Source organism: Microbacterium sp. MPKO10 (assembly GCF_026107415.2).
In the GTDB taxonomy this organism is placed as follows: domain Bacteria; phylum Actinomycetota; class Actinomycetes; order Actinomycetales; family Microbacteriaceae; genus Paramicrobacterium.
Genome location: NZ_JAPCHX010000002.1, coordinates 483,733 through 502,313 on the forward strand (window position 1 = coordinate 483,733; position 18,581 = coordinate 502,313).

At 65.4% G+C, this 18,581-nt stretch carries 18 protein-coding genes; 8 read left to right on the forward strand and 10 right to left on the reverse strand.

Going from position 1 to position 18,581, the window contains the following annotated elements; all coding sequences use genetic code 11:
* Positions 1–49 precede the first annotated feature (49 nt).
* Together OK352_RS06805 and OK352_RS06810 are read left to right on the forward strand one after the other, a co-directional pair.
* A complete protein-coding gene (locus OK352_RS06805) occupies positions 50–634 on the forward strand; it encodes a prepilin peptidase (protein WP_265140688.1) in 585 nt (194 codons plus the stop codon).
* 9 nt (positions 635–643) lie between these two features.
* Positions 644–1,627 carry an aldo/keto reductase gene (locus tag OK352_RS06810; RefSeq protein ID WP_265140689.1) on the forward strand — a complete coding sequence of 328 codons (984 nt, stop codon included), beginning with the start codon at positions 644–646 and terminating at the stop codon, positions 1,625–1,627.
* 236 nt (positions 1,628–1,863) lie between these two features.
* On the opposite strand, the gene OK352_RS06815 is transcribed toward OK352_RS06810, so the two are convergent.
* The 5 genes from OK352_RS06815 to xseA form a co-directional block, all read right to left on the reverse strand.
* A complete protein-coding gene (locus OK352_RS06815; protein ID WP_265140690.1) occupies positions 1,864–3,258 on the reverse strand; it encodes a class II fumarate hydratase in 1,395 nt (464 codons plus the stop codon).
* A 69-nt stretch (positions 3,259–3,327) separates the two neighbouring features.
* A complete protein-coding gene (locus OK352_RS06820) occupies positions 3,328–3,972 on the reverse strand; it encodes a carbonic anhydrase (protein ID WP_265140691.1) in 645 nt (214 codons plus the stop codon).
* Positions 3,973–3,992: 20 nt separating this feature from the next.
* Positions 3,993–4,646, reverse strand: a complete 654-nt coding sequence (locus OK352_RS06825) for a DUF4245 domain-containing protein (protein ID WP_265140692.1) — start codon at positions 4,644–4,646, stop codon at positions 3,993–3,995.
* A complete protein-coding gene (locus OK352_RS06830) occupies positions 4,643–4,870 on the reverse strand; it encodes an exodeoxyribonuclease VII small subunit (RefSeq protein WP_265140693.1) in 228 nt (75 codons plus the stop codon). Before OK352_RS06830 ends, OK352_RS06825 begins: the two co-directional genes overlap by 4 nt.
* Before the next feature lie 32 nt (positions 4,871–4,902).
* Complete coding sequence (gene xseA, locus OK352_RS06835; RefSeq protein ID WP_265140694.1) at positions 4,903–6,120, reverse strand: exodeoxyribonuclease VII large subunit; 1,218 nt, start codon at positions 6,118–6,120, stop codon at positions 4,903–4,905.
* Positions 6,121–6,190: 70 nt separating this feature from the next.
* Here xseA and OK352_RS06840 point away from each other — a divergent pair, with 70 nt between their 5' ends.
* Together OK352_RS06840 and OK352_RS06845 are read left to right on the forward strand one after the other, a co-directional pair.
* Positions 6,191–7,225, forward strand: a complete 1,035-nt coding sequence (locus OK352_RS06840; RefSeq protein ID WP_265140845.1) for a 4-hydroxy-3-methylbut-2-enyl diphosphate reductase — start codon at positions 6,191–6,193, stop codon at positions 7,223–7,225.
* Between the two features lie 6 nt (positions 7,226–7,231).
* Entirely contained in the window at positions 7,232–7,945 is a 714-nt protein-coding gene (locus OK352_RS06845; RefSeq protein ID WP_265140695.1) for a DUF6264 family protein, read from the forward strand.
* 501 nt (positions 7,946–8,446) lie between these two features.
* On the opposite strand, the gene OK352_RS06850 is transcribed toward OK352_RS06845, so the two are convergent.
* Complete coding sequence (locus tag OK352_RS06850) at positions 8,447–9,220, reverse strand: alpha/beta fold hydrolase (RefSeq protein ID WP_265140696.1); 774 nt, start codon at positions 9,218–9,220, stop codon at positions 8,447–8,449.
* Positions 9,221–9,342: 122 nt separating this feature from the next.
* On the opposite strand from OK352_RS06850, the gene OK352_RS06855 reads away from it, so the two are divergent.
* The gene (locus OK352_RS06855) at positions 9,343–10,179 is read left to right on the forward strand and encodes an AraC family transcriptional regulator (RefSeq protein ID WP_265140697.1); all 837 of its coding nucleotides are present in this window, start codon (positions 9,343–9,345) and stop codon (positions 10,177–10,179) included.
* A 398-nt stretch (positions 10,180–10,577) separates the two neighbouring features.
* On the opposite strand, the gene fbaA is transcribed toward OK352_RS06855, so the two are convergent.
* Positions 10,578–11,609, reverse strand: a complete 1,032-nt coding sequence (fbaA, locus tag OK352_RS06860) for a class II fructose-bisphosphate aldolase (protein ID WP_265140698.1) — start codon at positions 11,607–11,609, stop codon at positions 10,578–10,580.
* Between the two features lie 97 nt (positions 11,610–11,706).
* Here fbaA and OK352_RS06865 point away from each other — a divergent pair, with 97 nt between their 5' ends.
* Together OK352_RS06865 and glpX are read left to right on the forward strand one after the other, a co-directional pair.
* Positions 11,707–12,651: a fructose-bisphosphatase class II family protein gene (locus OK352_RS06865; RefSeq protein WP_265140699.1), complete on the forward strand. Its 945-nt coding sequence runs from the start codon at positions 11,707–11,709 to the stop codon at positions 12,649–12,651.
* A 198-nt stretch (positions 12,652–12,849) separates the two neighbouring features.
* Positions 12,850–13,845, forward strand: a complete 996-nt coding sequence (gene glpX / locus OK352_RS06870) for a class II fructose-bisphosphatase (RefSeq protein WP_265140700.1) — start codon at positions 12,850–12,852, stop codon at positions 13,843–13,845.
* Between the two features lie 93 nt (positions 13,846–13,938).
* Here the strand turns inward: glpX and rmuC are convergent, their stop codons facing one another.
* The gene (gene rmuC, locus OK352_RS06875) at positions 13,939–15,246 is read right to left on the reverse strand and encodes a DNA recombination protein RmuC (RefSeq protein ID WP_265140701.1); all 1,308 of its coding nucleotides are present in this window, start codon (positions 15,244–15,246) and stop codon (positions 13,939–13,941) included.
* Positions 15,247–15,325: 79 nt separating this feature from the next.
* On the opposite strand from rmuC, the gene ychF reads away from it, so the two are divergent.
* Positions 15,326–16,399, forward strand: coding sequence for a redox-regulated ATPase YchF (gene ychF / locus OK352_RS06880; RefSeq protein ID WP_265140702.1), 1,074 nt, complete (start codon positions 15,326–15,328; stop codon positions 16,397–16,399).
* A 164-nt stretch (positions 16,400–16,563) separates the two neighbouring features.
* On the opposite strand, the gene OK352_RS06885 is transcribed toward ychF, so the two are convergent.
* Both OK352_RS06885 and OK352_RS06890 read right to left on the reverse strand, forming a co-directional pair.
* On the reverse strand, positions 16,564–17,973 hold the full coding sequence (locus OK352_RS06885; protein WP_265140846.1) for an MFS transporter: 1,410 nt from the start codon (positions 17,971–17,973) through the stop codon (positions 16,564–16,566).
* Positions 17,973–18,572 (reverse strand): TetR/AcrR family transcriptional regulator, encoded by a 600-nt coding sequence (locus OK352_RS06890; protein ID WP_265140703.1) that lies wholly within the window; start codon positions 18,570–18,572, stop codon positions 17,973–17,975. Before OK352_RS06890 ends, OK352_RS06885 begins: the two co-directional genes overlap by 1 nt.
* Between the last annotated feature and the right edge of the window lie 9 nt (positions 18,573–18,581).

Genomic DNA, 18,581 nt, shown 5'->3' on the forward strand with positions numbered 1-18,581 from the left:
CTGTGGATAACTTTTACGCGCTCTCGATGCCGATACTAGAGTCCTTGGCATGACCGAGGGCCAGACCGTGCACGCCGTACAACCGGTGGCCCGGTGGATGCCGGTGGCGGCCACGTTCGTCACTCTCATGGCGATGACCGTCCTGGCCGTCGGCTGGAGCTGGCTGTTGCTGGGCCTCGCGGCTGTTGCGCTGGTAACGTGGCCGCTTGTCGTCGCCGACACCACGGAACACCGGCTGCCCAACCGGATCGTGCTTCCCTGCTATCCGGTCGCCATCATCAGCGTCGGGCTTCACACGGTCGTCACGGGAGAATCAACGGTCGTGCCGATTATTGCCGGTGCCGGAGCGGTCGTCTTCTTTGGGCTTATGCACGTGCTGGGCGGCATGGGAATGGGCGACGTCAAACTGGTCGGCATCCTCGGCCTCCTGCTGGGCTCGTTCGGTCTGACGCCCGTCATCGTGGGCTGTGCCGCTGCCTTTCTCTTCGGTGCAATCGCCGGTGCCTGGGCGATGGCGACCCAGCACCGGGCGGCGACACACCGCATCCCCTTCGGCCCGTTCCTGCTCGCGGGTTTCTGGCTAGGCATTGTCGTGCCCGCACTGCCCGCACTGCCCGCCGGGTGGGGCCCATAGACTTGTTGCATGGAACAACGAACTTTAGGACGCACAGGTCGTCCCGTGTCACCCGTCGGCTTGGGCACGTGGCAATTGGGCGGCGACTGGGGCGACGTCTCTGACGCCGATGCGCGTGCCGTTCTCGAGGCGTCAGCTGAGGCCGGCGTCACGTTCTTCGACACCGCTGACGTCTACGGCGACGGACGCAGCGAAAAGTCGATCGGACGCTTCCGCGCGGCGAATCCGGGCACAGAACTCACAATCGCCACGAAGATGGGGCGACGAGCCGATCAGATTCCCGAGAACTACGTGCTCGAGAACTTTCGGGCCTGGACGGATCGTTCGCGCCGCAACCTCGGCATGGACACGCTTGACCTCGTGCAGTTGCACTGCCCGCCGACGGCCGTTTTCCACAGTGACGAGGTGTTCGACGCGCTGGACACACTCGTCGACGACGGTGCGATCGTGCACTACGGCGTCAGCGTCGAGACGTGCGATCAGGCGCTCACCGCAATTGCACGACCGGGCACCGCGACCGTGCAGATCATCATCAACGCCTTCCGCCTCAAGCCGTTCGACGAGGTCGTCCCCGCAGCGCAGACAGCCGGGGTGGGGATCATCGCGCGCGTACCTCTCGCCTCCGGCCTGCTCACGGCGCGCTACACCGAAGACACCGAGTTTGCCACGACAGACCATCGACACTTCAATCGCGCCGGCGAGGCTTTCGACGTGGGCGAGACCTTCTCAGGCGTCGACTACGCGGAGGGGGTGCGCGCGGCAGGGGAGCTTGCGGCGCTCGCTCCAGAACACGCGACACCGGCGCAGGCAGCGATCGCGTGGGTGGCGCAGCAGCCGGGCGTCACGTCGGTGATCCCGGGCGCACGTTCCGTTGAACAGGCACGGGCGAACGCTGCGGCGGGGGAACTCGATGCGCTTCCGGAACGCTACACGGATGCTGTCACTTCGCTCTATGCGTCCCGGTTCAAAGCCTCAGTGCACCCTCGCTGGTGAGACTGCCGCAGCGTCCCAGGCAGGTGAGGCAGGGTTGCGCGCTGCTCCGTACACGGTCAGCCGCGTGTCTGTCACTCGCGTGATCTTCTGCTCTCGGTTCCACGCGGACGTGCGCCAGTGTTGTTCCATGCTCACGGGCGGCCACTTGCTGCGCCTCACCCGTCGGCAGTGCCACATGCGCCGTCATGCAGTGAGGGCGGAGAGCCGAAGCTGCTCCGCCCTCCGCACGTGTTCGCTCAGTTCGGGTGCGTCATCGAGAGCAGGTCAAGAGCAGCATCCAGCTGTTCCTCGGTGATCTCGCCGCGCTCGACGTAGCCCAGGTCGATGACGGCCTCGCGCACAGTGATGCTCTTCGCAACCGAGTGCTTGGCGATCTTCGACCCAGCTTCATAGCCGATGATCTTGTTGAGCGGCGTCACCGTCGAGGGCGACATCCCCGCGAGCTCTGCGGCCCGTTCGGTGTTCGCCTCGAGGTCGTTGATCGTTTTGTCTGCCAGGACGCGTGACGCGTTCGAGAGCAGACGAATCGACTCGAGGAGCGCCGTTCCCATGACCGGGATCTGCACGTTGAGCTCGAATGCTCCGGATGATCCGCCCCAGGCGATGGTCGCATCGTTGCCGATGACCCGTGCGGCCACCATCAGCACGGCTTCGGGGATGACCGGGTTGACCTTCCCCGGCATGATCGACGATCCGGGCTGAAGGTCGGGGATGTGCAGTTCGCCGAGACCCGTGTTGGGGCCGGATCCCATCCACCGAAGGTCGTTGCAGATCTTGGTGAGGCTCACGGCGATCGAGCGCAGCGCACCGGAGCTTTCCACGAGTCCGTCGCGGTTGGCCTGTGCCTCGAAGTGGTCTTCGGCCTCGGTGATCGGCAGCTCTGTCTCGTCCTGCAGCAGCGAGATCACCAGCTGCGGGAATCCGGTGGGTGTGTTGATGCCCGTCCCCGTCGCCGTGCCGCCCAGCGGCACCTCGGCCACACGTGTCAGGGAAGAACGCACCCGCTCAATGCCCAGGCGGATCTGCCGGGCGTAACCACCGAACTCCTGGCCGAGGGTCACGGGCGTCGCATCCATGAGGTGCGTGCGACCGGACTTCACGGCGTCCTTCCACAGCTCGGCCTTCGCCTCGAGGGCGACGGCGAGGTGGTCGAGGGCGGGGACCAGCTCGTCGATGAGCGCGCCAGTCACGGCGATGTGCACGGAGGTGGGGAAGACATCGTTCGACGACTGCGAGCAGTTCACATGGTCGTTCGGGTGAACCGTGCTGCCGTGACGCTGCGTGGCGAGCGTGGCGAGCACTTCGTTCATGTTCATGTTCGATGACGTTCCCGACCCCGTCTGATAGGTGTCGACGGGGAACTGCGCGTCGTGCGCGCCGGAAATCACCTCGTCTGCTGCCGAGGCGATGGCGTCAGCGATGTCGCCGTCGAGCACGCCCAGCTGCTTGTTCGCCAGAGCCGCCGACTTCTTGATGCGCGCCAGCGCGGCGATCTGGGCGCTCTCGAGACCCGATCCTGAGATCGGGAAGTTCTGCACGGCACGCTGCGTCTGCGCGCCGTAGAGCGCGCCTATGGGCACGCGCACTTCGCCCATCGTGTCGTGTTCGATGCGGTACTCGGTGTCGGCCACGGATTCCTCCTCTATGGTCTGCGCATCACTGCGCGGTTGTGTGTTCGGGGATGCCTGTCGCATCACATGTCAATCGTCGGGCAGCTCGGAGATTCCCACCATCGCATCGGCGACGACGCGGCCTTCGGCCAGCTTGTAGTTCGCGCCAACGATTCCGAGCGTGTTCGCGGCCACAGCCTCGCTGATCATCTCGGACCGTTCGAGAATGTCGGTGATGGTCTGGCGGATGTGCAGCCGGCCGGATTCGAAAGGATCAGCCTCTCCCGGGGGAACGGATGCTGACGCGGCAGCCTGGCGGACCGACGGGACGATCTGCTGCACGAGCCCGTCGATCGCCGGTGGCAGCGGAGCGGCATCCGGTTTCAGCGAATTGATCGCAGCGGCGACCGCACCGCAGCCGTCGTGTCCGAGCACGACGAAGAGCGGAACGTTGAGGATGCCCACGGCATACTCCAGCGAGCCGATCGCGGAGTCCGAGACGACCTGCCCGGCATTGCGCACGACGAAGAGGTCGCCCAGGCCCTTGTCGAAGATGATCTCGGCGGCCAGGCGCGAGTCAGAGCAGCCGAACAGTACGACGTCAGGATGCTGGACATCAGCGAGCGACTCGCGGCGCCCGATGTCCTGCCGCGGGTGCCGCGGCTCACCCGCCACGAATCGCGCGTTGCCGCGCATCATCTCAGCCCATGCTTTGCCTGGTCGCTTCTGTGGCATCAGTTGTTTCCTCTCATCGCCTATGCGTTGGCCTTGACCTGCTCGGCGACGGCCTCCGCAACGGTGCGGATGTCATCGTCTGTCGCTGTGCCGTAGATCAGAATGGTGCTGGTGCCAGACTCCGTTGCGAGCGCGTACTCGACGTTGCCCTGATCACTGGGGCCGCTGCCATCCCGGTTGTCGTACACCGTCCACTCAACGCCGTCGATCGTGACGGTGGTGTCCGCAAGCGAGTCGTTCAGTTGCCTGGCCATCCACGTGGCGTCGGCGTCAAAGCCCTGTTTGATGCCGACGAACTCTTCATCCGGTGTGATGAGGCCGATGTACCAGTACGAGATCTGCGGCGCCTCGACCGAGTTCAGCTTGGCCTGATTGCTCGTCCAGCCACTCGGGAGTTCTGGATCGAGGATCACCTCGTCGCGCGCCGACTGGGCATCCTGCGCGGCGGAGTGGAAATCAACGTCGGGAAGCAACGACGTCTCAGAGCGGGGAACGATGAGCACGATCACGAGAACAAGAGCCAGCGTGGCGAGCAGCGAATACACGAGGTTGTTGACGGTCTTGCGCTTGCGGTAATTGCGCGAGTTCTCGTCTTTGCGTGCCGCTGTCTCTTCGGGCGTCTCAGGGCGCCCGAGCTCCGCCACGACGCGAGGCGGCTTGTTCCGTGGGCTCATTCGTCTTCCGCGGACTCAGCCTGGGCGACGCGGGCAGCCTCCAGGCGCTTCTTCGCTCCCAGCAGCCACTCTTCGCACCGCCCGGCAAGAGCCTCACCGCGCTCCCACAATGCCAAGGACTGCTCGAGCGTCGACGCGCCCTGCTCGAGCTCGGCGACCACGCGCACCAGTTCGTCGCGGGCGTCCTCATAGCTCAACGTCGATACATCGGGGGAAGAAGACATGGTTCCATCCTAACCGCGGCGTAGCGCCGTCTTCATCGTTCGGCCGGGCCCTCCGACGTGGCGGCGATCGCGCCATCTGCGAGGGTGAGGGTGAGCGACGTGCCGTGTGGAGCATCGTCCGTCGAGCGGGCGACCCGGCCATCGCTTGTCTGCGCGATGGCATACCCACGATCCAGCGTGCGCTGCGGTGAGAGTGCCCGAACGGATGCTGCCAGCTCGCTCACCCGGTTCTGCTCGCGCTCGAGCTTGCGGTCAACGAGCTCGGCCCCCCGCGCCACATAGCGGGTCAGCTCTTCGGCACGCTGATCGATGATCCAGGTGTGTGAGGCCAGTGCGGGGCGCGAGCGCAGCTGCTCCAACCGGCCGATCTCGTGAGTGATGAGCGTCGTCATGCGCCCGGTGATGCGTGCTCGCGCCTGCTGAATGATGAGCTGCTGCTCTGCGACGTCAGGGACGACGCGTTTGGCAGCATCCGTGGGCGTCGAAGCGCGAAGATCGGCGACATCGTCGAGCAGCGGCCGGTCGGCCTCGTGTCCGATGGCGCTGACGAGCGGTGTGGTGCACGCGGCGGCCGCGCGCACAACGGCCTCGTCAGAAAACCCGAGGAGATTCTGGAAGTCGCCACCGCCGCGCGCGACGATGATCACGTCGACCTCCGGGTCGGCGTCCAGCTCAGCGATCGCCGCGACAACGTCAGCTACCGTGCGCTCACCCTGGACAGCGGCGTGGCGCACGCGGAACTCAACGGCGGGCCACCGCAGCTGCGCGTTGCGCAGGACGTCCTTCTCAGCATCCGAGTCTTTCCCCGTGACCAGTCCCACGCAGTCGGGAAGGAACGGCAGTCTCTTTTTGCGTGCCGGGTCGAAGAGTCCCTCGGACGTAAGCTGGGCGCGCAGGCGCTCCAGGCGCTCGAGGAGGTCGCCGAGGCCGACATGCTTCATCTGCAGAACTTGCACCGTGAGCGTGCCGCCCTTGACCCAGAAGTTGACCTTGACGAGGGCGACGACCCGGTCGCCCTGCTTCAGATCGGCCGGGATTTTCTGCCGGACGGACTGCCAGATCGTGAAGCTGACCGTCGCATCGGCAGAAACGTCCTTGAGCTTGCCGTAGACGTTGCGGCCCGAGACGCCCCACTGGGTGATCTCGCCTTCGATCCAGACCGTGCCGAGCCGCTCGATGTAGTCGTGGAGCTTATGGCCGAGCTCGGCGACCGGCCACGGATTCTCCATCGTCGCGGGTGCGTTCGCCATGTTCTGGGTCCTTCCTCAGTCGCTGCCGCCTAGAATCGGGGGTGTGAGCGATGTGACAATCAACCTTCCGATGCCGAGAGTCCCCGGAGCTACGTCAAAGCTCAAGGATATCCCGGTCGACGGCAGCAAGCGGGTGCTCCTGGCCGCACCGCGGGGGTACTGCGCCGGGGTCGATCGTGCCGTGATCGCCGTTGAGAAGGCTCTTGAACGCTACGGGGCGCCCGTCTACGTGCGCAAGCAGATCGTGCACAACATCCACGTCGTGACCGAACTCGAGACGAAGGGCGCGATCTTCGTCGACGAGGTCGATGAGGTTCCGCCGGGCGCGCACGTCGTCTTCAGCGCCCACGGCGTGTCACCGGCCGTTGTGAATGCGGCATCCGATCGTGGGCTTCAGGCCATCGACGCGACGTGTCCCCTTGTCACCAAGGTGCACAAAGAGGCTGTGCGATTCGCGCGCAACGACTACGAGATTCTGCTGATCGGTCACGACGGTCACGAAGAAGTCGAGGGAACTGCGGGGGAGGCACCCGACCACGTCACGCTCGTGGGCAGCCCGGACGAGGCCGACACGGTTGAGGTGCGCGACCCGGACAAGGTGGTGTGGCTGTCGCAGACGACACTGTCTGTCGACGAGACCATGCAGACCGTCGACCGGCTGCGTGCCCGATTCCCGAACCTGCAGGATCCGCCGAGTGACGACATCTGCTACGCCACCCAGAACCGGCAGGTCGCCATCAAGAAGGTGGCGACGGATGCTGACCTGGTCATCGTCGTCGGATCGGCGAACTCGTCGAACTCGGTGCGGCTCGTTGAGGTGGCGCTTGAGCAGGGCGCACAGGCCGCGCACCGCATCGACTACGCGTACGAACTCCAGCAGGAGTGGTTTGACGGTGTGCGCACCGTCGGAGTGACAAGCGGAGCATCGGTTCCCGAGGTGCTCGTCGACGAGGTTCTGCTCGCGCTCGCCGAGGCGGGCTATGCCGATGTCGAGCAGATCACCACGGCCGAAGAGGATCTCGTGTTCTCTCTGCCGAAAGAGCTTCGCACGACAGTGAATGGAGATCGCGATGCGCGTGCGCTTGGTGGGCGCACCCGCAGCTGACAGCCTATGAGTGACAACGAATCAGACGAACGCCCTCGCCCGGCATACGGCGAGTATGCGAATGAGAAGCGGAAGCGTCCGCAGTTCGGGGAGTATGCGACTCCCGAGCAGCAGCGCGCCGCGATCCGCGTGCCGGCGAGCGATGATAACGAGTCAGTTCCGATCGAGAAGCACGACGACAGCGTCCGCACGGATGACCGGACGCGAAACGAGGGCACACGCCCGGACCACCGTGCCGGCAACGCGGAGCAGGAACCCGACCAGCGTCCCCATCAGTGGCCGAATCACCAGAAGAACCAGCAGGCGGCACCCGCAGACACCGATCCGGTCGCCGAAGCCCGACGCCGGACTGATCGGTTCTCGACGTACATCCTGCTCGGCGTCGGTCTCTTCAGCGTGCTGTCGACGGCGCCGTCACTGCTGCAGCTGCCGAAGATGCTCACTCAGGCGTACGGACAGTTCGGCATGGGGGAGTACACGAACACCGAGCTCGCCACGACGATCGGGTGGGTCATCCTGATCGTCTACGCCGGTCTCTGGGTCGTCGCACTTCTGCTGTCGCTGCGGCGGCTCGCCGCGCGCAAGACCACGTGGTGGGTCCCGTTCGTCATCGGCGTCGTCGCGAACCTGGTCTATCTCATTCTGCTGACGGTCGCGATGGTGAACGACCCGGCCTTCATGCAGTACGTGAACGGCATCGCGCAGGGAACAGCAGGCTGACCGTTGTTTGATCTGCAGGTCAGTTGACCTGATGAGGTGTCGGGGCTGGCCGCCACGCGAACCGCAGACGGAGTCAGACCTGCCTTCTGCATCGCGTCTGTGTGGGTGATCGTGCGGCACGGACGCAGTGAGGCGGTAATTCACAGCCATTCTCTGCAACTCACGTGCCAGCGCGCGGATGCGGGGTGCGGGGACACCCGGTCTGACGAGAGGGCGGAATGCTGTCGCGGCATGCTCCGTTGTCGCTCCGCAACGTGAGAAGACACGATCGGCCCCTGTCGAGGTGCGGCAGAAGGGCCGATCGTGGAGTCTCACCTGTGGTGAGAGATAGAGCCCCAGGCGCCCAGGCCCACACGCATACCGAGGGCAATGCACTAACGACGAGCAGGTGGTCAATCTCGTGTACGTCGCCAATTCGTCTGAACCGCCTTTCGCGACGAATGCGGACCGTATCTGCGTCGAGGGCAGGGGACTCCCCGACACTCGCGAGCTTGGTCAGCGTCATGCGGCCGAGAGACTGTTCGCGAACGACTCGATCACCGAGACCAGTTCGGTCGGAGCCTCCAGGGGGATGAGATGGCCGGTACGCGGAATAACAATCAGCTCGGAGTGCGCAAGGTAGGGCAGCAGATTGCGGCGCAGCACGTCCGTCGGCTCCACCTGGTCGTACTCGCCAGTGACGACCAGGGCAGGAACCGTCGCTTGCGAGGTCTCCGCGCTGATGTCCTGGGCGATGCCGTGGAGCGGCCATTCTGCCGCGGCAGCCGCGGCACTGCTTCGGGAATCTTGCACAATCTGCGTCTTCACAGTGTCAGCGAGGGACGTGGCGGTGAGGACGTTGTCGCGTGCCCATGCAGCGGATTCGTCGCTGTCGTAAGCGTGTGAAAGTCCTTCCTGATGTTCGGGCGTGATCTCATCGGCCGGCCTGGCCGGCGCTGAGCCGACGAGTACGATGCCGCGCAGGCCATTCGGATGCGCCGACGCGACGAGCTGGGCTACCTTGCCACCCATGGAATGTCCCACCAGCATGTAGTCGGCGATCTCGGCATCCGCGATGACATTCAACGTGTCGTTCGTGAGCTGCTGCAGCGAATAGGGACCGGGGAGAGAGCTCGACCTGCCCCATCCTCGGGAGTCAATGGTGAGGATGTCGCGTCCGCCGAGGCCGGTGATGACGGATGCCCAGGTACGAGCCGAGCCACCCCAGTAGTGCACGAAGACCAGTGTTGGTCCGGTTCCGTGCACATGGTCGTACACCGGTAAGTCGTTTGTCATTGATGCGTTCATCGCTGGCTTCCCATCGATTGTTTTTTATGGTCTTGGTGCTTTACAGTCAACAGCGATATTTGCGACGTGGCAGTAGGTCTTGTGGACAAGGAATGGTGAAAACTGGACCAGTGACAACGATTCAACAGATGACCTACCATCCGGTTGACGGATCGTCCGCTCCCCTAGAGATGATGACGTTCGATGCGCTCCGGGCGGCGAACGACGGCGGCACCCAGAGAGCTGACTTTGTCGTCGTTGCTGTCGTTATGGCGGGGCATGGCCTGGTCGACATCGATTTCGCCACCCACGCCCTTTCGGCGCGATCTGTCGTGTGGATCGCGCCCGGCGCAGTTCACCGCTGGTCCGATATCGATGATCTGCGCGGTGAGCTTGTGCTGTTCACACCAACTGCACCAGTCTCATTCGCGACTCGAGAGCGTGCAGTGACGTTCGACGCCGACGCCGCGTGGACGGCAAGTGGCGAGTCGTGGCCATTCATCATCGCGGGTCTTGAGCACCTCCGTGTGGAAGCTTCGTCGCAAGCAGGGGGAGCCGCGGCGGAAATCCCGACGATCCTGCTGTCCGCACTGATCGCCAGGCTCGGACCGTCGGCTCCGTCGAGCAGCCCACGTGACTCTGCGTATCAACTGTTCCGCGCCTCGGTCGAGGAGAACTTTCGCGCGCATCATGACGTCGGCTTCTATGCGCACAGGCTCGGGTATGCAGCGCGGACGCTGTCGCGCGCATGCGTGCGGGCCACAGGGCGTACAGCGAAGGCGGTGATCACGGAGCGTGTCATACTCGAGGCGAAACGCCTGCTCGCGCACGATCGGCTGACAGCAGCGCAATGCGCCGCTGCACTTGGATTCGCCGATGCGTCGGTCTTCTCCGCTTTCTTCCACCGCGAGTGCGGAATCAGACCGGGTCGCTGGCAGGCCCGGACATTCGCGAGTCAGCTGACGTGAGGTGCAGAAACTGGCCGCTGTGGGAACCGCCGACGGATTCAGAACTACCGTCTGTAACGCGTCTGTGTGGGTGATCGTGCGGCACGGACGCGATGAGGCGGTAATTCACAGCCATTCCCTGCAACTCACGTGCCAGCGCGCGGATGCGGGGTGCGGAGACACCCGGTCTGACGAGAGGGCGGAATGCTGTCGCGGCATGCTCCGTTGTCGTTCCGGAAAGTGAGATGACACGATCGGCCCCTGTCGAGGTGCGGCAGAAGGGCCGATCGTGGAGTCTCAGCTGTGGGTGAGGGATGGTGAGGGACGAAGCTGCGTTCCGCGACGTGGTATACACAAAAAACGGCGGATGCTGTCGGGCGAGGCCCGACAGCATCCGCCGTCTGTGAATCCCGAGCGACTCAGATCGTGAGCGAGTTGCCTTTCGAACCGAGGTGGCCCGCCGACTCGACAACGCGAGCGGCCATCGCCGTCTCAGCCACCTTGCCCCAGGCGCGCGGGTCGTACTTCTTCTTGTTGCCGACCTCGCCATCGATCTTGAGAACGCCCTCGTAGTTCTCGAACATGTAACCGGCGATCGACCGCGTGAACGCGTACTGGGTGTCGGTGTCGACGTTCATCTTGATGACGCCGTTGTTCACGGCCTCAGCGATCTCAGCATCCGTCGAACCGGAGCCGCCGTGGAAGACGAGGTCGAGCGGCTTTGCTCCCGTGCCGAACTTCTCGGCGATGCCGGCCTGGATCTCGCCAAGCAGCTCCGGGCGCAGCTTGACGTTGCCCGGCTTGTACACGCCGTGCACGTTGCCGAAGGTGAGCGCCGCGATGTAACGACCGTTCTCTCCGAGCCCGAGGGCCTCGACAGCCTTGGTGACGTCGCCGACCGTCGTGTACAGAGCCTCGTTGGTGCCCTCGTGCTTTACGCCGTCTTCTTCGCCGCCCACGACGCCGATCTCGACCTCGAGGATGGCGTTGATCGCCTTCGTGCGCTTGAGCATGTCTTCGGCGATCTGAATGTTCTCGTCGAGCGGCACGGCCGAGCCGTCCCACATGTGCGACTGGAAGATTGGGTTGCGACCGGCCTTGACCTCTTCTTCGCTCGCGGCGATGAGCGGCATGACGAAGTCGTCGAGGGCGTTCTTGGGGCAGTGGTCCGTGTGCAGTGCGACCGTGATGGGGTAGTTGTCGGCAATCTCATGAACGAACTTGGCGAAGGCGAGAGCGCCCGACGCTCGGTTCTTGACGGTGTGCCCGGCGAAGTAGTCTGCGCCGCCCGTCGTCACCTGGATGATGCCGTCTGAACCGGCCTCCGTGAGTCCTTGCAGCACTGCGTGAATGGTCTGCGAGCTCGAGACGTTGAACGCCGGGAACGCAAAGCCCTTGGACTTGGCGTTGTCGAGCATCTGTGCGTACTGCTCCGGGGTTGCAATGGGCATGACTTCTCCTAGCGGGGCGTGACTTTGGTTGCCCCCACAGCTTACTGATGCCGCGCAGCACCTCGCACCCCGTGACGCGCTGCGGGATGATGGGCAGATGAACTTCGAGGCGAGCAACCGGGCGCTGCACGACCATTTCCTCCGGATTACAGAGCAGGCTGCCGTCGCAGCATCCGCGTATGTCGGCTCGGGCGACAAGCTCGCTGTCGACGACGCGGCCGTGCAGGCGATGCGCCTGGCTTTTGAAGAGGTCCCGGTGAGCGCGCGGATCGTCGTGGGCGAGGGCGAGAAGGACCGGGCACCGATGCTGTACACGGGGGAAGAGCTGGGAGCCGGTGGACCGGAGGTCGATGTCGCCGTTGACCCCGTCGACGGCACGCGGCTCGCCGCGCAGAACCTCCCGGGCTCCGTCGCTGTCATGACGCTTGCGCCGCGCGGGAGCCTGTTCGACCCCGGGCGCGTCTTCTACATGGAGAAGCTCGTCACCACTGCGGCAGGAGCGACACTTTCGCTCGAACGGTCGCTGACCGAGAACCTGATGATCCTCGCCTCTGAGCTCGGCCGACCGGTCAGCAAGCTCCGGGTGGCGGTGCAGGATCGCCCGCGAAACAGGCGATATCTCACCGAGATTGCGGATGCTGGTGCCGAGCCTGTGCCGTTCGCTGACGGAGACGTCGTGGAGTCGCTGCGCGCGGCCCGTGGCGACGGCATCGACATGCTCATTGGTATCGGAGGAGCGCCCGAGGGGGTGCTGACCTCCGTCCCCGTCGCGGCGCTCGGCGGCCATATGCAGGGGCGCCTGGCTCCGCAGACCGACGGGGAGAAGGCCCAGGCGGATGCTGTCGGCCAACGCTATGGCGACATTCTGCGCCTCGGCGACCTCGCGGCCGAGCCGGGGGTCTTCGTGCTGTCGGCGGTCACTGCCGCTGCTGGACTCGACGGTCCGACGCGCGAGCAGGGCGAGGTCGCCGTGCACAGCCTGGTGATCGACGCGAGCGGCGAGCCGCGGCGCGTCGCCTGGCGGCATCCGGTCACGCGCTGACTCTAGAACGTCGAATGATTCTGGCGCCACTGAAGGATTCTGAATACGCACGGGATTCGGGGCATACGTGACCTGCGCGACACCGTGCACACCCGTGCACAGTTGTTCATGTGGTCATGCCAGAACAGTGACGCGGTTAGGCTGATAGTGGCGTGGACGTCCGGCCAATTCGTTATCACCGCCAAAACAGAGGACATCGTGAGCACAACTGACTCCGCATCCCACTTCCGTCACCCTGACCGCAACCTCGCACTTGAACTGGTGCGCGCCACCGAGGCGGCAGCGATCCGCGCCGTCCCCTTCATCGGTCGCGGTGACAAGAATGCCGCCGATAAAGCAGCCGTCGATGCGATGCGCGCATTTCTGGGCACCGTCAACTTCGACGGCCGCGTCGTGATCGGCGAGGGGGAGAAAGACGAAGCCCCGATGCTGTTCAACGGAGAGGCCGTGGGCAACGGTTCGGGCCCGCACTGCGACATGGCCGTCGACCCGATCGACGGCACGAGCCTCACGGCCGCAGGCCGTCAGAACGCATTGTCCGTCATCGCCGTCTCTGATCGCGGAACGATGCTCGACGCGTCGAGTGTGTTCTACATGGACAAGATCGTCACGGGCGAAGAGGGGATCGGCGTCGTCGATATCCGCAAACCCATTGGCGAGAACCTGCGCGCACTCGCGACAGCCAAGGGCAAGAAGGTCGAAGACCTCACGGTCGCTGTTCTGGATCGTCCTCGCCACGAGCAGCTGATCAACGACATCCGCGCTGCTGGGGCAGGCACGCGACTTATGCTCGACGGTGACGTCGCGGGCGGAATCAACGCCGCGCTGTACGGAACACGCATCGATATGTGCGTCGGCACCGGCGGCAGCCCCGAGGGCATCGTCACGGCCTGTGCGCTCAAAGGCCTGAACGGGTTCATCCAGGGGCGGATGGCGCCGAAAGACGACGACGAGCGTCAGAAGGGCATCGACGCGGGTCTCAAGATGGATTACGTCTACGAGGCAGACGAGCTTGTCAACAGCGACAACACATTCTTCGTGGCGACGGGCGTCACCGACGGTGGTCTCGTGCAGGGCGTGCGTCGCCTCGGCCCGATCATTCGCACGTCAAGTGTTGTGTTGCGGTCGAAGTCGGGCACGATTCGGCGAATCTCAGCCGATCACCTGGCGAAGAAGTGGCTGGACGAAGAGTAGATCTCGCAGGGGTAGATCTCGCCCGTGACCTGTCCTCGCCGGTGACGTGCATGGGATGGCTGCCCACGCAGGACGTCAGGAGCTGCTGACCATTTAGACGTCATCGGATGCTGCCGAGCGACGTTCCTCGAGCGCGGCGGCGTCGAGCTCGGCCACCAGCTCGTCAGCGACCAGCTCGCGCGGTGCCTCTTCGACATCGCCCAACGCCGGGATGAGCCTCGACTCGTCCATCTTGTTGAGCTTGCGCGCCGAGGGCAGAACGGTGCGCTCGAGCGAGCCGACGAAGCGGTTGTAATCGGTGACGGTCGACCGGACCGAACGGCCGAGCTTGTCGATATGCCCGGCCATCGTGCTGAGGCGTGAGTACAGTTCGCGGCTGAGGTCGAACAGCTGCTTCGCCTCGGCGGTGATGAGTTCCTGCTGCCAGCTGAATGCGACGGTTTTGAGCACAGACCAGAGCGTGACCGGCGAGGCAAGGGCGACGCGCTTGCCGAATGCAAACTCCATGAGCGTTGGATCGGCTTCGAGCGCGCTGGAGACCAGCGACTCACTGGGGATGAATGCGATCACCAGCTCTGGGCTTGCGTCGAGGCCGTCCCAGTAGGCCTTGCCGCCGAGGGCGGTGATATGGTCGCGGACCGCCTTGACGTGTGCGGCAAGCAGCTTTTGGCGACGTGCGCCCTCGTCTCCCGTTGCCGTCACGGGGATGGCGCTTGCCTCGAGATACGAGCCCATCGGCACTTTCGAATCGACAGCAATGCTCTTGCCGCCGGGCAGGTGAACGACCATGTCGGGTCGTCCGGCACCGGCGTCCGAGGAAATCGATGTCTGAACGTCGAAGTCGACGCGCTCAATCAGCCCGGCCGCCTCGACGACGCTGCGCAGCTGCGTCTCGCCCCAGACCCCGCGCACCGAGTTGTTGCTGAGGGCCGCTGCGAGCGAATCGGCGGTCTGGCGCAAGTGCTCCTCTGACTGCGCGGCCGTCTTCAGCTGCTGTGAGAGCTCGCCGTGTTGCTTCTGCCGCTGTTCTTCCAGCTCGGTGACCGTGCGCTGCATGTCCTGAAGACTCTGTCGCACGGGTGCGATCGCCTGCAGAAGTGAATTCTCTGCTTTGTCGCGTTCGGCACGCTGCTCGCGCTCACGGGTGAGTTGCGTCACCTGCGTGTTCAACTGTTCGGCCGTGGCCTCCATGCGCGCAAGATCTGCCTGCAGATCTGCGCGGGCGGCTGACTCCTCGGCGCGCACGGCCTGCAGCTGCTGAGCATGGCGTGCCTCAAGAACGGCGGGGTTGGTAGCATCCGCCCCGCTTTTCGCGCGGATCAGGAACACCGCCCAGGCGAGGGCTGCGCCGACAAGGGCACCGATGACGAGACCGATGATGAGGGGGAGCGTTGCGTCCATGCTCACATGTTCTCAGGAGGCACCGACAACGACGGGACGAATGCGCGCCTGTCGCTTCGCACCGGTACGATAGAGCCTCGTGGCTCTCACTATCGGAATCGTCGGACTTCCCAACGTCGGCAAATCAACCCTGTTCAATGCACTGACCAAGAACGAGGTGCTCGCGGCAAACTATCCGTTTGCGACCATCGAGCCGAACGTGGGCGTGGTCAACCTGCCGGACGGACGCCTTGACGTTCTCGCGACAATCTTCGGCAGCGAGCGCATCCTCCCTGCGACAGTGTCGTTCGTCGACATCGCCGGTATCGTGCGCGGCGCGAGCGAGGGCGAGGGGCTTGGCAACAAGTTCTTGGCCAACATCCGTGAGGCAGACGCGATCGCCGAGGTCGTGCGCGGTTTCCACGATGGTGACGTCGTGCATGTCGACGGCAAGATCGACCCGCAGTCTGACATGGAGACCATCAACACCGAGTTGATTCTCGCCGATCTCGAGACGCTCGAGCGCGCGATTGCGCGGTATGAGAAAGAGGCGCGTGGCAAGAAGATCGGGCCGGAGGTGCTCGCTGCGGCAAAAGAGGCGCAGGAGGTTCTGCAGGCGGGAACGCCGCTGTCTGCGGCATCCGTCGATCTCGACCCCATCAAAGAACTCGGGCTCCTCACTGCGAAGCCATTTATCTACGTCTTCAATGTCGACGAGGAGATTTTGACGGATGCTGCCAAGAAGCAGGAGCTTGCCGCGCTTGTCGCTCCGGCCGAGGCTGTCTTCCTCGACGCGAAGATCGAGTCAGAGCTGATCGATCTTGACCCAGAGGATGCCGCCGAGCTGCTGGCCTCCACAGGGCAAGACGAATCGGGGCTCGACCAGCTGGCGCGTGTGGGCTTTGACACGCTGGGATTGCAGACGTATCTGACGGCGGGGCCGAAAGAAGCGCGTGCCTGGACGATCGGCAAGGGCTGGAAGGCGCCGCAGGCGGCTGGGGTCATTCACACCGACTTTGAGAAGGGCTTCATCAAGGCTGAGGTCATCTCGTTCGATGATCTCGTCGAGACCGGTTCGGTCGCCGAGGCGCGCGCCAAGGGTAAGGCCCGCGTGGAGGGCAAGGACTACGTGATGCGCGATGGTGACGTGGTGGAGTGGAGATTTTCAACCTGACATCTGACTCCCCGGCACATTCTGGACTGGGCGCGACCGGGTGTGAGCGACTTTCAACAGCACTCTGGGCGGGGTATGTCGAGGAGATTGACGCCGAGCGAGCTGCGGTCCGTCGTGGGAGTACGGACCAGTTGGTCATGATGGCCGCGTGGTGCGAGGCTCGTTCAGGATGTTGCCCGAGAATGCCCGATGGTGCCCACCGCCGCGATTGCAGCCCCGACGAGCGCGGCCGCCGCGCAGACGAGCAGCGCGCTGTTGACTCCGGATGCCACGTCAACGCCGATCGCCTGCCACACCGCCGAGACAACGGCGACGCCGGCCCCGATGCCGAGGAGATAGAACATGCGCCCGAGGGACCAGGCCGCTTCCTCAGCTCCAGCAGGCGTGTCAGAGGCGACGACCGCTTCGGCGGGCGACTCGACGGCACCGATGCCGGCCCCGACGATCGCCAGCGGAGCGAGGACGAACCACCAGGGCATTCCCGGCGTGACGTGCCCGAGCCAGACGACGCCGGCCGCGGTGCACACGAGTCCGGGCACAAGGAACCATGCGGCGTGGACCCGCCCCGCGTACCTCTCGGCGACCGGGGCAGTGAACAGAGCGCCCAGGACGATGGGCATCAGGAGTAGGCCAGCACTCAACGGCGAGTGCCCGAGGTCGTCCTGGAGGTACCCGGACAAGGGGAAGAACACACCCAGGCTGGCGAACTCCGTGAGCCCCCTGACGACGTTGCCGGCAGCGAAGCGGCGGCGGCGCAGCAGTCGCAGCAACAGCAGCGGACGGCGGCGTCGTGCCCCGGCGACGGCCAGCGCCGCGAGGAGACCGAGCGCGATGACCAAAGCCGCGGCGAGGGCGACGGGACTCGCGTCGAGCCGCGCGCCGTCGATCACGGCGAAGAACAGGGTCGCCGCTGCCGCCGCGGCGATCACGGCCTCAAGTGCGTCGCGCATCAGGACCGAGGACCGGCCTCCCGCAGCCCGAGCAGGCGGAAGCGCCCTCCAGACCGCCGCGGCCGTCACGACCGCGAGCACGACGTCCAGGCCGAACAGCGCGCGCCAGCTCGTCGCCGCCGCCAGCGCTGCGGGCAGGACCGGGCCCAGCGCCGCCGCGAGCAGAGCGGCCAGTGCCTGCGTCTGGGTGGCCTGCTTGGCATCGGGACCAGTGTCGCCTCCGCGCACGAGACGATGCACGGCCGGCTCCACGAGGCCCGCGCCAAGCCCTTGTGCGGCGCGGGCCGCGAGGAGTACCGAGATGGTGGGCGCGAACGCGGCGACGGCCGAGGCCAGGCCGAAGCCGAGAAGTCCGGCCAGCAGCACGCTGCGCGCGTCGAGGATCGCCGTCGCCCGCGCCCCCACGGGGATCGCCGCTGCGGCCACGATGACGAACGCGGCGACGACCCACGTCGACTCCGCGATGCCGGAGCCGAACTCGGCCTGGATAGACGGGAGGAGGATGACAATCCCTGCCAGGTCCAGGACCACGACGAAGGTCGCTGCGGCGAGCAGCAGAGGCCGTGCGGCCGCGCGTCGGCGGGGCCCGTGCCCCTCCGGCTCAACCGGGTTCGCCTCGACCATCACCGGCGGCCCTCCTCGGTGCCCGGCTTCGCCAGACGGCTGAGCGCTGCCGTCGCCCCGGAGACGTCGAGGCGAGGATCGAGCAGGCTGTGCAGCCACAGACCGTCGCCGGCCGCGACGATCGCGGTCGCGACGTCGGCCGCCGTCGACCCAGCGGGGCGGGGGGACGAGCCGCCCTCGACGGCGACGATCTCGGCGACCCGCAGGCGGAGGCGGCCCAGAACGGCGGCTATCCGATCTCGCAGCTGCTCGTCCCGCGAGGCCTCGCGCATCGCCTCGAGCAGCACACCGGCCCGCGCCGAGCCCGCACCGGCTTCGCTCGTCCACGCGAAGAGTTCCTCGACCGACTCCACCGCGGTGAGCTCGGAGTCGGGGAACATCTCCTCGACCGCCGCCGCGGCCGCCTCGACCAGCATCGACTGCTTCCCACGGAAGTGATAACTGACCGCGCCGTGCGGCAGTCCCGCACGCTCGGCGACGGCGCGGGTCGTGACCCTTCCCCACCCCATCTCGGCGATGAGGTCGGCCGCGGCAGCCAACAGCCTGCCTCGCGTCGTCGCGCCGTGCCCCTGCGGGTCTTGTCCAACTGGACTGTCCATACGGACAAT